Origin of the sequence: Brasilonema sp. UFV-L1 (assembly GCF_012912105.1) — a bacterium.
Classification (GTDB): Bacteria; Cyanobacteriota; Cyanobacteriia; order Cyanobacteriales; family Nostocaceae; genus Brasilonema.
The window spans coordinates 1-15083 of sequence record NZ_QMEA01000007.1; the positions used below are offsets into that span (position 1 = coordinate 1).

General features: G+C 42.6%; 9 protein-coding genes. 4 read left to right on the plus strand and 5 right to left on the minus strand.

The features are described from left to right. The first annotated feature begins 516 nt into the window (after window positions 1-516). The gene (locus tag DP117_RS03740) at window positions 517-894 is read left to right on the plus strand and encodes an endonuclease domain-containing protein (protein ID WP_169216995.1); all 378 of its coding nucleotides are present in this window, start codon (window positions 517-519) and stop codon (window positions 892-894) included. A gap of 333 nt (window positions 895-1227) precedes the next feature. Here the strand turns inward: DP117_RS03740 and DP117_RS03745 are convergent, their stop codons facing one another. From DP117_RS03745 to DP117_RS03755, 3 genes are all read right to left on the minus strand, one after another. Further along, entirely contained in the window at window positions 1228-5397 is a 4170-nt protein-coding gene (locus DP117_RS03745) for an AAA-like domain-containing protein (RefSeq protein ID WP_169216996.1), read from the minus strand. Next, window positions 5397-5624, minus strand: coding sequence for an AAA-like domain-containing protein (locus DP117_RS35915; protein WP_339381356.1), 228 nt, complete (start codon window positions 5622-5624; stop codon window positions 5397-5399). The genes DP117_RS03745 and DP117_RS35915 overlap by 1 nt, the downstream gene beginning before the upstream one ends. Before the next feature lie 467 nt (window positions 5625-6091). Further along, window positions 6092-8170 (minus strand): AAA-like domain-containing protein, encoded by a 2079-nt coding sequence (locus tag DP117_RS03755; protein WP_169216998.1) that lies wholly within the window; start codon window positions 8168-8170, stop codon window positions 6092-6094. 516 nt (window positions 8171-8686) lie between these two features. Here DP117_RS03755 and DP117_RS03760 point away from each other — a divergent pair. From DP117_RS03760 to coaE, 3 genes are all read left to right on the plus strand, one after another. After that, window positions 8687-9154: a tetratricopeptide repeat protein gene (locus DP117_RS03760; RefSeq protein ID WP_169216999.1), complete on the plus strand. Its 468-nt coding sequence runs from the start codon at window positions 8687-8689 to the stop codon at window positions 9152-9154. Window positions 9155-9157: 3 nt separating this feature from the next. Next, window positions 9158-10807, plus strand: coding sequence for a uroporphyrinogen-III C-methyltransferase (cobA, locus tag DP117_RS03765; protein WP_169217000.1), 1650 nt, complete (start codon window positions 9158-9160; stop codon window positions 10805-10807). Between the two features lie 101 nt (window positions 10808-10908). After that, window positions 10909-11496: a dephospho-CoA kinase gene (gene coaE, locus DP117_RS03770; RefSeq protein WP_169217001.1), complete on the plus strand. Its 588-nt coding sequence runs from the start codon at window positions 10909-10911 to the stop codon at window positions 11494-11496. On the opposite strand, the gene DP117_RS03775 is transcribed toward coaE, so the two are convergent. Then, a complete protein-coding gene (locus DP117_RS03775) occupies window positions 11489-11926 on the minus strand; it encodes a toll/interleukin-1 receptor domain-containing protein (protein WP_169217002.1) in 438 nt (145 codons plus the stop codon). The two genes, coaE and DP117_RS03775, sit on opposite strands and share 8 nt — an antisense overlap. A 30-nt stretch (window positions 11927-11956) precedes the next feature. Then, on the minus strand, window positions 11957-14944 hold the full coding sequence (locus DP117_RS03780; protein WP_169217003.1) for a TIR domain-containing protein: 2988 nt from the start codon (window positions 14942-14944) through the stop codon (window positions 11957-11959). Window positions 14945-15083 lie beyond the last annotated feature (139 nt).

Genomic DNA, 15083 nt, shown 5'->3' on the forward strand with positions numbered 1-15083 from the left:
GGTGGCAAGGAAATGGATAGTTTTTCGACATTCATATTCCTACCAATTAGTAGTAAAAATTATTCATACTAATATGGTAGTTTAATCTCAAACCCCAGAAGCGCGATACGCACAAGCTAAAGCCTCTGGCTTATCGCCTGAGTATGATTCCTGCGTGCGTTAAGCGTAGCTGCGCCTCCGGCAATCGCCCTTTAGGCAGCTCAACTTGAGAGCATCGCGTCACCCCCCTCTGGGGCATCACTAATCAAAAAGCCTCCCCTGTCCCCCCTTGCCAAGGGGGGATAAAAGGGGGGTGGGAGGTTTGGAGGGGTAAGTAATCTCTGGGAAGTCGAAAACACCTCAACTCAATTAAACTCGTAAAAACCATAATTAAACCCCTCTGTGCCTATGCCTATGGCTAACGCCACGGCTATCGCCGAACGGCACGCACTCGCGTTCGGCATCTCTCCCCTTATTAAGGGGAGAGAGAATAAGGGGACAGAGTAAGAGGAACTTGATAGAAAAACTTTTTTAAGTATGACTCAACTTTATAATAGAGCTTCGGAAAAAGAGAAGCGACAAAACCTTCGCAATAACATGACAAAAGCAGAAAAAATGCTTTGGGATAAAATTAAGGGCAAGCAAATCGAATCTTGTAAGTTTCGCAGACAATACAGTGTAGCTCAATTTATCATTGACTTTTACTGCCCTGAATTGAAGCTAGCGATTGAAATTGATGGCGAAAGCCACTTTCAAGAAGATGCTGTTAAATATGATAAAGAAAGACAAATTTTTATTGAGTCAGCAGGGATTATATTTTTGAGATTTACTAATAACGAAGTGTTTGAAAATTTAAATAGTATTTTGGAAATAATTACGGAGAAAATAAGAGAATTAAGAGCTACCTCAATTTAAAAGCCCATCATATATTATCGCAGTCCTGGGGTGACCCCACCCCGGTTTTGTCTAACGCCAAAACCTCCCCTCCCCTTACTAAGGGGAGGGGACGTGAAGCGTAGCTTTACGGGGGTGGGGTCAAATCAACACCGAATAAAGCTTTGAAGGGAATTGTTGACACCTATAGCCAGTCCTGGGGTAACCCCACCCCGGTTTTGTCTTGCGCCAAAACCGCCCCTCCCCTTAGTAAGGGGAGGGGACGTGAAGCGTAGCTTAACGGGGGTGGGGTGAAATCAACACCGAATAAACTTTTGAACGTGATTGTTGACACCTATGGGTGGAGTCACCCCACTAGCGCCTCGCCCGACACACCCACAACTTCTCCCGCGCCTCAGGATGGGTGACAAAGTAATCCTGCAGCCAGTCGCAACCCCGCGCTAGCAACTCATCCAACCCGCTAACCCGCCACACCTTGATCCGCCATACCTTGATCAGCCAGCGTTGGATAATGTTATCAGCAGATACAGTGACAATGCGCTGACTATCCGGACTAAATGTTGCACTGATGATCCATTCGTGATGCCCTTTAAGGTCAGCCAGTAAGTTGCCTTTTGTGTCCCATACGTTGGCAGTGCGGTCACTTGATGTAGTAACGATACGCTGCCCATCCGGGCTAAATGCTGCGCTGATGACCTCGTCCTGATGCCCTTTGAGGTCAGCAAGCAGCTTTCCAGAGCTATCCCACACCTTGGCTGTATCGTCACTTGATGTAGTGACAATGCGCTGCCCATCCGGGCTAAATGCTGCACTGTTGACCCATTCCTGATGTCCTTTGAGCTCAGTCAGTAAGTTACCTTTTGTGTCCCATACCTTGGCTGTGTTGTTATTGGATGCAGTGACAATGTGTTGATCATTCGCACTCAAGACCTTGTCCTGATGCCCTTTGAAGTCAGCAAGCAAGTTACCTTTGATGTCCCACACCTTCGCATCGTTTTCAGATGTAGTGACAATGCGTTGCCCATCCGGGCTAAATGCTGCACTGTTGACCGATTTCTGATGCCCTTTGAGGTCAGCAAGCAGCTTTCCAGAGGTATCCCACACTTTGGCTGTGTTGTCATCGGATGTAGTGACAATGCGCTGCCCATCCGGGCTAAATGCTGCACCTTTGACCCATTTCTGATGCCCTTTGAGGTCAGCAAGCAGTTTACCAGAGGTATCCCACACTTTGGCTGTATCATCAATGGATGTAGTGACAATGCGTTGCCCATCCGGGCTAAATGCTGCACTGTTGACCGATTTCTGATGCCCTTTGAGGTCAGCAAGTAGCTTTCCAGAACTATCCCACACCTTGGCTGTACCGTCCCTAGATGTAGTGACAATGCGCTGACCATCCGGGCTAAATACTGCACTTTTGACCTCGCCCTGATGCTCTTTGAGGTCAATAAACAGCTTTCCAGAGATATCCCATACCTTGGCAGTACGGTCCCAAGATGCAGTCACAATGCGTTGACCATCTGGGCTAAATGCTGCGCTTAAGACCACACCCTGATGCCCTTTGAGGTCAGCAAGCAACTTTCCAGAACTATTCCACACTTTGGCTGTGCCGCCACCTAATGTAGTGACAATGTGCTGACCATCTGGGCTGAATGCAGCACTTCTGAGCGATTCAGAACGCCCTTGGAGGTTAACAAGCAGCTTTCCAGAGGTATCCCACACCTTGGCTGTCCCGTCATCGGATGCAGTGACAATGCGCTGACCATCCGGGCTAAATGCTGCACTTGTGACTGTCTTTTGATGCTCTTTGAGGTCAGCTAGTAAGTTACCTTTTGTGTCCCACACCTTGGCTGTGCTGTCATGAGATGCAGTGACAATACGCTGTCCATCTGGGCTAAATGCTGCGCTTGTGAGCTGGCTCTGATGCCCTTTGAGGTCAGCCAGCAAATTGCCTTTGGTATCCCATACCTTGGCTGTGCGGTCATATGATGCGGTGACGATGCGCTGACCATCCGGGCTAAATACTGCACTCTTGACCGATTTCTGATGCCCTATGAGGTCAGCAAGCAGCTTTCCAGTAGTATCCCACACCTTGGCTGTGTGGTCATTGGATGCAGTGACAATGCGCTGACCATCTCGGCTAAATGCTGCACTCCAAACCCATTCCCGATGCCCTTTGAGGTCAGCCAGCAAGTTACCTTTTATGTCCCATACCTTGGCTGTGCTGTCACCGGATGCAGTGACAATGCGCTGACCATCCGGGCTAAATGTTGCACTTGTGACCCGGCTCTGATGCCCTTTGAGGTCAGCAAGCAGCTTTCCAGAAGTATCCCACACCTTAGCTGTCTTGTCATGAGATGCAGTGACAATGCGCCGACCATCCGGGCTAAATACTGCACTTGTGACCTGGTTTTGATGCCCTGTCAGTTGATTGCGTTCGTAGATATTATCAACAATTGTTTGTAAAGCGAGGATGGGGCTGGTGGCAGGATATTTTTCTAAGGGGCGTCCATCCTTTACCAGTTCTTTCAACCTTTGTCCGCTATTCATCGCCACCAGTAATGCTTCTATTTTTTGACGTTGTCTCTCAAACTCTCCTAAAACTGCAACTCCTTCTCGTTCTAACTCTGTTCCTTGCTGTGCTTCTTTCTGCGCTTGCTGTGCTTGCTTTAGAGTTATTTGCGCCTGTTTAACTTCATCTTGAGCTTTTTTCGCTCGTGCTTGCGCCTCACCTGCTTGTTTACTCGCCGAACTCACTTTTTGTTGTGCTTCTTGAGTCTTTTGCGCTGCATCTTGCTGAACTAGCTGTAAGTTTTGCTGGGCGTTAGCTAATTCTTGTGCTGTCTGTTGGACTTTTTGTTCTGTCTGTTGTTGTCTTGCTTCTGCTTTTTGCTGATTATTCTGCGCTAGCTGCTGTTGTTGCTTGGCGGTTACTGCTTGTTGTTGTGCTAATGCTGCTTGTTTTTTGGCAGTGCTTGTTTCCTGATTTGCTTTTGTAATTCCTTGTTTTGCTTTATTTAATTCTGATAAAGCTACATCTTTTTGTTTATTCGCATCCTCCCGTTGTTGAACTGCGCTATTGCGTTCTGATACAGCAGAATTTCGTTGTGATTGGGCTGTCATCCTTTGTTGATTAGCCATACTAGCTGCTATGACCGCGATAATTGCCCCAACTATCGACACAGCTAAAATAGTCCCACCAATGCGAAGCTGCTTCTGTGTTTTTCTTTGCGCCTGGGCAAGTTCAAACTGTTGACTAGCAGAAATAAATTGATAATCCTGATTGCTTAAACTTCTACCTTCGGCCCATGTCAAAGCATCGCGTAAGTTTTGCCCGTGTAATAAATATGCAGAATCCTGATTGGATTTCAACCAAGCATCAAAAACTGTAGCATAGAATTCTGGACGGAGATTTCTTAGCTCTTGATTAACCCAATTGGAATTAAAAATTGACTTATAAATGCGGTTATAAACATTTAAATGTCCCTGCTGTTCCACCACTAATCCTGATAACCGCAAATCCATTTGTTCTGGAGTATCAGCCGCGCTGACCTCTTGATGTTGTAGAATTTGCTGATAGATTGCTAACAACCGACCACTACGCTGTCCGCCTCCTCGTAAAATCCGGTCACGAATTGTTTTTAAATGCTCTGGTTCATCCTGAGATTCCCAATTAGAAATGACTCTAGTTTGCACCAACTCCTCAACCCACTCAGCAACCCTATTCTCTGGAATAGCAGCATCAGCATCAAGAATCATTTGGCAAAGTTTTTGAGTCAGAAAAGGTTGCCCTCCTGTCCAATCCAAAATTGCTGTTATAGCTGCCTTTGGATTATTCGTTTTCACCGCCAAACCGCCCGCTAACGGTTTAGCTTCTTGTAACTGAAAACCAGTTAATTTAATCGCTCTACCAATATTAAAAGGAGTGCGTCGTTTATCTTGAATTAAATCCCCAGGAGTTGCAACTCCAAGCAGCGCAAAAGTGAGCCGTTGATAATCTGGTTTTGTCGCTCGATTGTTATAGCATTCACGAATCAAAGCAAAAAAATCATCAATTTCAAATTTGAGACTCAAAACACTGTCGATTTCATCAACAAAAATCACAATATTTTGAGAAACCAACTGCAAGAAAACAGTTTCAAGAAACTTGCTCAATCGGTTAACTGGAGACAGCAAACCTTCCCTTAACCACCAAGTATTTAAATCAAAATTTTCATAAAGTTCCAGACTATTGACAATACTATTAATTATCCCCGCATACCATTGTTCGGAAGTGAGATCCGCAGTACCAATGCTGGTAATATCAATATCAACACAGGCAAAACCCTCTGCCTGCAACCGTTGCATCGTTCGTACCTTCAAGCTAGATTTGCCCATTTGCCGGGAGTTGAGGACATAGCAGAATTCTCCTGCCTTCAGGGCTGTGTAGAGGTCAAAGTCTGCCTGTCGCTGGACATAAGTGGGAGCATCATTTGGCAGACTGCCCCCAACTTTATACTGAAAGGATGGGTAGGGTGCTATACTCATCAGTTGACTCCTAGACGTTCGCGGAAATACAAGCGATATAAGTCACACAAAGGCGTGACATCATTACCTTGAAACTTCACTAACCCCATACTGCGTAACTTAAAGGCCAAACCTGTTTCTACCCGTACTGGCTGAGTCGCAGTAACAACTTGTTTGATGCCGCTAGAGGAGGCAGAGCCTCCCGATAGTGCATTCCCAGCCAGAGACTGTGAACGAGAAAAAAACATTTCCTTGTTCCCAGGTTCTACCTGGGAATACAGACAAAGCGGCTCTGCCGCTAGAGGAGGCAGCAGCCCTCCTGATAGTGCATTCCCAGCCAGAGACTGGGAACGAGAAAAACGAGAAAAGCTTAAAGAGCTAACCAACAATATCTTCTTTTTTATAGGGGTCAGACTCATCAAATTATGCACTTAGGGGATTCCTTGTTTCGGTGGTCTAAGCAGGAAATACAGACAAAGCGGCTAGAGGAGGCAGAGCCTCCTGATAGTGCATTCCCAGCCAGAGACTGGGAACGAGAAAAAATCTTTCCCTCTCCTTAATAAGGAGAGGGATGCCCGACAGGGCAGGGTGAGGTTTAAGTCATGAATGCAACGCACGTATTAATTTTCTTTTCCTTGCTGCTAGAGGAGGCAGAGCCTCCTAATAGTGCATTCCCAGGTAGAACCTGGGAACGAGAAATAACGAGAAATAGAACTCATGAATTCACCCCCAAATGCTCCCGAAAATATAACCGATATAAATCACACAAAGGCATAACATCATTACCTTGAAACTTGACTAACCCCATACTGCGTAACTTAAATGCCAAACCTGTTTCTACCCGTACTGGATGAGTCACAGAAACAACTTGTTTGATAGCAGCAACTAACTTGCCATCCTCTTGTAAATTCCTTAAATGCCTACGTAAATGATCACTGTAAAAACCTTCTTCTGTTGGTGCAATTTGTAATAATCGCGATAAGCTAATTCTGCCACGAGTAATTTCATAAAGTGCTTTCCTAACTAGATAGGGATGTCCTCCTACCATTGTCATGAATCGCTTCAATTCTTCCTCAGTCCAATTCAAATTGTGTCGTTGCACTAAATCCTGCACTTGTGAGGAATTGAACTCAGGTAATTCAATTGGCAATCCCACATTAAACGGTGATTGATTAATGTTTAAAGGAATATAAACTTCCTTGGAATGAACAATCACCAAGCGTAGTTTTTTCCAAATTTCTTTATTCTTTGACGTTTCATGCCAAGCTCGTAGTAAGGCAAAAAATTCTGAGGCGACTTGCGGATATTGAAAAACTTGATCCACCTCATCTAAACCCAAAACGATTGGGCTATGAATTTCTGACAGCAAGTATCTTTGAAAGTAGTTTGTACACTTATCCTTACTACCCAAAACACCTTGCCAATATTCACTTAGCTTATTTTTAAGATTCAACTCTTGAGCAATGCTGCCACAAAACCACTGCAAGAATTTATCCAGATTGGTGAAAAACTCTGCATCTGCTGCTTGAAAGTTCAAGTATGCAGTTTGACAACCATGTTGCTTCCCATGATGAAGAACACGTGTCAAAAGTGAAGTCTTACCCATTTGCCGGGGTGCTTTAATCCGAATCAGCGCTCCTGGTTGTAAAATTGTTTTGTAACAATCAGCTTCTATGGGTGGACGTTCTACATAAAAGGCAGATTGCAAGCTCACTTGTCCTTCTGGTTGTTCAAAACTCCCAGAAGTAGAAGCTGTTTGGGGAGCAATGATTGTTGATGCTTGAGGATTCTGAGGGGTACTTTCACCAAAAAACTGCCTAAAGAATTGCAAAATCTTTTGAACAATAGAAGTTTCAGCAACTAACTGGGAAGAATTTTGGGAAACGAAAGCAGCTGGTTGTGAAGGATGAACAACTTTTGGCGCTAAGTTGAGAGTTTGAGCTTGAGAGATACTTATATATTGCTGCAAAGCTTTCAAGGCAACAGTAGCATCTTGGTAACGCTGACGATAGTCATAGCGCACCATCATATCTAAAATTTCCGTAAAACCTGGGTTGATATTGGCGCACTTACTGAATAAAGCACAACACAATTCCTCATTGTGGGGATCTTGCGGTAGCTTTAGCGGTTCTAATCCAGTCAACGCACCAAAAGCAATGATTCCAACTGCATAGATATCGCTACTGAACTTGGGACGAAAAGCTTGTTGTTCGCTAGGCATATAGCCTGGAGTACCAATTGCTACTGTCAGACTATTTTCACCTTGAGCATTGACTTTCAAAGCACTGACTTCCTTTACTGCGCCAAAGTCAATCAGCACTATTTTCCCATCTTTTCGTCGCCGCATTAAATTTTGTGGTTTAATATCTCGGTGAATGACGTTTTGTTGATGAACAAATGCCAAAACTTCTAAGATGTCCTTCAAAAGTTTAAACACGACTTGCTCACTTTTAGGAGAACCTGGAATAATTTCTTTTCTTAAATCATGCCCTTCAACGAATTCCTGAACTAAGTAAAATTCCCCGTTTTCTTCAAAGTGGGCGAACAATTTGGGAATTTGGTTGTGTGCATTACCTAACCGATATAGAGTTTGTGCTTCTGTCTCAAATAACCTTGTGGCGATCGCCAAAACAGCAGGACTTGGATCTTTTGGTTTAAGATGTTTGACAACACACACAGGTTGTCCCGGTAAATCTAAATCACGAGCCAAGTAAGTATCGCCAAAACCCCCACCTCCTAGATACTGAAAAATTTTGTATCGTTCACGGAGTGTTACGCCAATTAGATGACTCATTTTACGTCTCCTATCTTTTTGACTGATAACTGATCAAAGAGATACAAAGCAATACAAAAATAAAATTAGTATAAAAATTTTACTTTTTTTCATCTTTTTGCTATACAGTTCGCAATTTTACCCGCACTAATGAAAAATATCTCAATATGTACTTGGGAAGAAAAACTTTTCTTGTAACTCTTGTCACAAGTCATAACGTTGAGCTTGTAGCCAAAACAAACAGTAGCTGATTTTCCAACCATTCTGACAACAATTACCATGTTGTTGCGAAATCTGTCATCGTGTATTTACTGGTGAAAAGAGATATATAATTGTCAATACATGTTTATCTACGACTTCTTAATGTAATTTTTTTAACATTCCATGTCTTGATTTTTGTTTGTGTGTTATTTCTTCAATCAGGGGAAAATCCCAGGAACCTTGCCATGAAAAAGATTTCTTCCCTTCTGAATCAGGAGTTGCTGAGTTATATTCTCAAGACAGGTTTTTGCAAAAACTCTATTTTATGAACCAACTATGTTTGACAACTTTCAACCAAGTTATATTGTTGCCATAACTGCTGTCATTTCTAGTATTGCACTCCTGGGTTATTTCTCTTGGAAAACTTTAATAACCTCAAATGTTTTCCAAAAAGGAATTAATTTTTATAAACAAGAAGATTTTAAAGGTGCAGAAGTTGCTTTTCGTCGAGTTATTGCTTTAAACTCTACTAATGATGTTGTTCACTTACTCCTAGGAGATACTTTAATACAGCTAGGGAAATTAGAAGAAGCAATCCAACAATTTCAAGAAGTCATTGACCGCGCTCCCAAAAAAATTGATGCTTATTTGCGTCTATCGAATGCTTTCATGCGACAAGAAAAAAAAGAGGAGGCAATAACGACTCTGCAAAAAGCTAGAGATTTATGTCAAGCACAACGTCAACCAGAAAAAGCAGAACAAATTAATCGGATTCTTCAGAAAATTAGTAAAAATGATTCGTAACTCATGGCTGAACAAAGGGGCAAAGTCTACATTGTAGGTGCTGGGCCTGGAGATGTAGCATACCTAACTGTAAAGGCTTATAAACTTTTATCAGAGGCTGAGGTTTTGGTTTACGATGCTCTAGTAAATGATGAGTTGTTGGAATATGTACCGTCTGATTGCTTAAAGCTAAATGTGGGAAAACGCGGAGGTCAACCAAGTACGCCGCAAGCTGAAATTAACGAATTACTGATAAAATATTGTCAGCACAGAAAGCAAGTTATTCGCTTGAAGTCTGGTGATCCATTTATTTTTGGTCGCTGTAGTTCTGAAATTGAGGCGCTGAAAACGGCTGGTTGTGAGTTTGAAGTTGTCCCAGGAATTTCCTCGGCTTTAGCAGCACCGTTGCTAGCAGGAATTCCTCTAACGCATCCAGTCATGAGTCGGTGTTTTGCTGTGTTTACTGCTCATGAACCAGATGCTTTGGATTGGGAGGCGCTATCACGGTTAGAGACATTAGTGATTTTAATGGGAGGACAGCATTTAGCTGAAATAATACATCGGTTAGTGGGACAAGGACAATGCTCCAAAAAAGCTGCCCCAAGGAGGCTAACGCCCTTGACTCCCATCGCGATTATCAAATGGGCAGGAACACCTCAACAAAAAATTTGGACAGGCACTTTAGAAAATATACTAGAGCAAATATCCGGTGTGTCGTTGTCACCAGTGGTTATTGTGATTGGTGAGGTTGTAGAACTAAGCAGTTATTTACAACCTGAGAAAATATCATTAGACAAGTTCCCTATAGCTGATACTTTGCAATCTCAAACCATGCACACTCATCTTCCCGTCTCCCCTTCCTCTTTGTACCCTTTGACTGGTAAAACAATAGTAGTGACACGAGCCGCTGGACAATCAAGCCAGTTTACTCAAGTCCTTGCTTCATTTGGGGCAAATGTGATTGAAATGCCAACATTGGAAATTGGTCCGCCTTCGAGTTGGGAAAGTTTGGATAGTGCGATCGCCCACATATCTGACTTCGACTGGTTAATTCTCACTTCCACCAATGGTGTAGATTACTTCTTTGAAAGACTCTTTCCACAGGATAAAGATGCTCGTGCTTTGGCTGGAATCAAAATTGCTGTTGTTGGTGAAAAAACGGCTCAACGTCTCAATCACCATTGTCTACAAGCAGATTTTATTCCTCCCAACTTTGTTGCAGATTCTTTAGTGGAAAACTTTCCTGAAGAACTCACAGGTAAAAAGATTTTGTTTCCCAGAGTAGAAAGCGGCGGACGAGAAATTTTGGTCCAACAATTCACTGCAAAAGAAGCAGAAGTGACAGAAGTTGCGGCTTATCAATCGTGCTGTCCAAAGAGTGTTGCCCCTTCAGCAGAATTAGCCCTTCAAAGTGGAACTGTAGATGTTATCACTTTTGCTAGTTCTAAAACGGCACAATTTTTCTATGAATTAGCACAAAAGATATTTTCTGAAGACTCTCAGAACAATCCATCTTTTGTGACTGATGCATTGGAGGGAGTTTGTATTGCATCCATTGGTCCCCAAACATCAAAAACTTGTCGTTCTTTATTCGGTCATGTGGATGTAGAAGCTGAAGAATATACTTTAGATGGGTTGACTCAAGCACTCATAAAATGGGCTATGAATTCTTAATTCGAGCCGTAAATAGACGCAGATAAATTATCAGTGTGCATCTATAGCGTGTGCATCTGTCTTCATCTGTGGTTTGAGATTCAAAAAATTGAAAATGACTTATGAATAAACGTATCATCGGATTAACAGGAGGTATTGCTACAGGCAAAACAACTGTTGCTAATTATTTGGCGAGTGCTTACAAGTTAACCATTTTAGATGCAGATATCTATGCCAGAGAAGCAGTATCTGTCGATTCACCTATTTTACAAGAAATAGCTCAACGCTATGGAGAAGAAATTTTACTCATAGACGGTAACCTCAACCGTCAAAAGCTGGGTGAGATTATTTTTAACAAGCAAGAGGAACGCATTTGGGTAGAACAGTTGATTCATCCTTATGTAGGCGATCGCTTTCTCAAAGAAATTACTCTATCGCCTGGACAAACTTTGGTGTTAGTTGTTCCTTTGCTGTTTGAAGCAAGAATGACAGATTTAGTGACAGAAATTTGGGTAGTCAGTTGTTCTGAACAACAGCAATTAGAAAGATTGATGCAACGAAATCATCTTACTTTAGAGCAAGCACAAGTCCGTATCAAAAGTCAAGTGTCAATCGCAGAAAAAGTAGCTCGTGCAGATGTTGTGTTGGATAATTCTTCTACTCTTGAGGTTCTGCTGAAACAGGTAGACACAGCTATTATTTTCAGTTGATTTCTTTTTGTGGATTTTGACCAGTAATGCCCCATACTAAGTTATCTATTGCATCCACTTCATCAATATTCTCATAGAAGCGAACCCAATTCAATTCTTTGAGAAAAAGCAAATGTGCTGAAATGTTATCAACGCCTGGAAGCAGCACGGGAATAACAGGAATATCTGCTTCTACACAGCGAGTTATGAAGGAACGTAATTCGGCTGCTTGCCATTTTCCTAATCCCTTTAAACCGATAAAGATAGCAGCGGATTTAACATTGGGAATTGCCTGTTGGATGACATCTTGAAACCAGCGTCCTGGTGGAATTTGTTCTTTGTCCAGCCAAGGCTTGAGACCGCGCTGCTTCAATTGGTCACTTATGATTTCAACTTGCGGCTTATCTAAACTATTGTGAGCGAGGAAAACATCAAAGTTATTGGTTGTCATTTTCTTTAATAATTGATTATTCTATTCCACTTATCTCAATGGGGGTTTACCTGTAATACCCCACTCTAGTGCATCTAACGCTTGAGTATCTTCTTCAAGATTTTTAGTAAAATATACGGAATTAAGTTCGCGCAGAAACAATAACTTCTCTGGTAGTGTGGTTACACCAGGTAGCAAGACAGGGATAACAGGAACATCTATTTCTTCCACACATTTGCGGATAAATGCTCGCAATTCAAGACTTTGCCATTTCCCTAATCCTTGAGAACTAATAATAATAGCAGCAGATTTGACATTGGGAATTGTTTGTTGAATAACATCTTGGAACCATCGTCCAGGAGGAATTTGCTCTTGGGCTAGCCAAGGATTTAAACCACGCTGTTTTAATAACTTTGCAAGAGTTTCTACTTGTTTGATTTCTACATTGGTATTATGAGCTAAGAATACATCAAAATCTTTAGTTTCTTCCTTGCCTTTGACGATGGAAGCCGCTGTTTCAATCTCACGCTGAGTATTGGCTGCTTTATCCATTTGAGGAATAATCGAAGTACGATTTGCTTTCACACGTTCCTCACCGTCAAGTAGAGAAACACGATGCTCACAAACACTACAATTAATCCAATCAAAACCACGTTCTTGTCTGCGATAAGCCTGTAGCTCAGTGACTGGTGTATCACAGTCAGGACAAAGAAAAATGCGACGGCGACGAATACTTTCTGGTAAGGCTTGACGCTTGAGGTGGGTATGAACGTACTCTTCAAATTGAAAGCGAGTTTCCTCACTAGCTTCTGGTTTGAAGAAAAGGGTTAGTTCTGCTCGTCCTTCTTGGCTGTGAAGCAGCCATATCCCACACTCACCACCTACTCGCGCCTCGAAAATAGCAGCATTCTTCCAGAGTTCTTTGCGTTTAAAAATTTCGCTACGGGACAAACGTACTGTTAAGGTAGTATATATATTTAATACTGGTCCTTCAAACTTAAAAATAACTGCTTTACCTTCAGGATCGGGAGCCTCAGGCCATTCACGAGTGCATTGCGAAGGAAAGACTAGGAAAGATCCTTTTTCGGTTTGTACCCGCAGGGCAATTTCACGGCTAAACAGCTCCTGTACCGTAGCAATTAAGAGTAACTTCTCTTGCTCTCTATCCGTGATACGCTCATCTTCTGACATCCGAAACCGTCCTGCTTCAACATCATCTTCAACAATGCAGCCTAAACCCTCAGGCTCATCCTTTGCTGCGTTGACAATTGCTGAGGCGTAAGCATCTAGTAGTTCTGGTTGGAGAAGAATTAAGTTACCAAAGCTAAACTTGCGAATCAAACCTCGTGACTCTACAAGTCCAATACAAGTCTGGAACTGATCACTCAGTTCTTCAGATGCAACAGCATCTTTGCTGGATTCTAAAAAATTTCGGTACAAATCATCTACTGGAGAGAGCAATCTTTTTGCCTGCTTTTGTTGAATGAGGAAAATCTTAATCTTATAAAACAGTTCTGTAGAAATTTCTTTTGGTAACGTGTTCCAGTCAATTGCTGCGCGAATTGCTGCGGCTAGTTCCTGGATTTGCCATCCTTCTTTGGCACTAGTCTCGAAATAGCCATCAAAACATAAGTCTCTGACTAAGGAATTAATGCGATCACGACTAACGCTAATTCTACCGCGATCTGCTCGACCTGCTACTAAAAGCTTTTTCAAGGGTATTGCTGAATTGCTCTGCAAGTTTTGAGCTTGACGTAGGGCACGGTTCCAGTAATATACTCCAGCAAAGGGGTCGGTCTCACTCCGGGCATCAAAGACAATCAGTGCTAAAGCCAGGTCGTTCAAATATAATTGGTGAATTAAGCGATAACCGGGCTGTCCTGCCAAGTCCCACAGGAGTATTTCACGCATTTCTTTGCGATTATCTCCTAAATCTACTTTCTCGGTATAAAATTCCGAAACGCAACGACCGTGTGTGGATTCCGTTGGTTTAAACGGTTGACTGGTAAGAACAAGACTAAGTCCTGACTTACCAACACCAGTGTCACCCACTAGAACAACTCTGGCGTTGGTGTATTGAGATGAGGGATTGGCTGGAGTTGCGTTCATCAGAAAATCGCAATCCAGTTTCCAAATCCGAATTGCAATGTCTGCTTCACCAAGGGTTGCCAAAATAGATGCTTGTGGATGGAAGGTTAAGCCAAAAGGTAAAGATTTGTAAGTTGGCTCTTCCAGTACTGTTACTGTTTCCCAAGTATCGCAACGCCACAGACGAACAGTTCCATCCGAAGATTTAGAAGCAAGAAATTTTCCATCCCAAGAAAATTCAACACAATTTACAGATGCAGTATGACCCTCCAGCACAAATAATGTTTGTCCTGTCTGGGGATTCCACAGCCTAATAGTATAATCATTGGAGGCTGACGCCAGCATCCGTCCATCTGGAGACCACACCACACTGACAACATCAGAAGAATGGCCTTTGAGTATTCTTAGTAAAGCAGTTTCTTTATCCCAAAGACGAATACTACTGTCGTGAGAGCCAGATGCTAACATCTGTCCATCTGGAGACCATGCTAAGCTGTTGACTTGTCCAGAATGTCCTTCTATGGTTTGGCGTCTCCTAGTTCTCAGATTCCAGAACATAATCGACCAATCATCCCGCATACCTCCAGACACAAGTATCTGACCATCCAACGACCATGCCATGCTTAGGCAGATACCAGTATCCATTGAAATTTTATACTCAACCTCGCCAGTATCTACTCGCCAGAGTCGGATAGTATTATCAGCAGACCCAGAAGCAATCAATTTTTCATCCGGTGACCACGCAACTGACCAAACTCGCCCGGAATGACCCTTGAGAGTGTTACAACATTCACCAGTTTCTATATTCCAAAGTTTAATGGTACGGTCGAAAGAAGAAGAAGCAAGCATTTTTCCATCCGGCGACCATTCTACTCGACTGATTAAACCATTGTGTCCTCGGAGTATGTGTTTGAGTGTCCAACCAGAAGGAGATTCATGATGATTGAGCATGTTTAATATGAATGGTTTTTTTAATGGCTCAAAATTTTATGCTTTAGATTCTGTTGACAAAGTTGTTCCTTTGCCTCCAGAAGCTATACTTAAAATTATGCATATGCCGTCTAGGCTTTGAGTAATTTTGCCGATAATT

Excerpts from the sequence above, each read along its gene's own strand:
- DP117_RS03740 (WP_169216995.1), top strand. The coding sequence starts at position 517 with ATGACTCAACTTTATAATAGAGCTTCGGAAAAAGAGAAGCGACAAAAC.
- DP117_RS03745 (WP_169216996.1), bottom strand. The coding sequence starts at position 5,397 with ATGAGTATAGCACCCTACCCATCCTTTCAGTATAAAGTTGGGGGCAGT.
- DP117_RS35915 (WP_339381356.1), bottom strand. The coding sequence starts at position 5,624 with ATGTTTTTTTCTCGTTCACAGTCTCTGGCTGGGAATGCACTATCGGGA.
- DP117_RS03755 (WP_169216998.1), bottom strand. The coding sequence starts at position 8,170 with ATGAGTCATCTAATTGGCGTAACACTCCGTGAACGATACAAAATTTTT.
- DP117_RS03760 (WP_169216999.1), top strand. The coding sequence starts at position 8,687 with ATGTTTGACAACTTTCAACCAAGTTATATTGTTGCCATAACTGCTGTC.
- cobA (WP_169217000.1), top strand. The coding sequence starts at position 9,158 with ATGGCTGAACAAAGGGGCAAAGTCTACATTGTAGGTGCTGGGCCTGGA.
- coaE (WP_169217001.1), top strand. The coding sequence starts at position 10,909 with ATGAATAAACGTATCATCGGATTAACAGGAGGTATTGCTACAGGCAAA.
- DP117_RS03775 (WP_169217002.1), bottom strand. The coding sequence starts at position 11,926 with ATGACAACCAATAACTTTGATGTTTTCCTCGCTCACAATAGTTTAGAT.
- DP117_RS03780 (WP_169217003.1), bottom strand. The coding sequence starts at position 14,944 with ATGCTCAATCATCATGAATCTCCTTCTGGTTGGACACTCAAACACATA.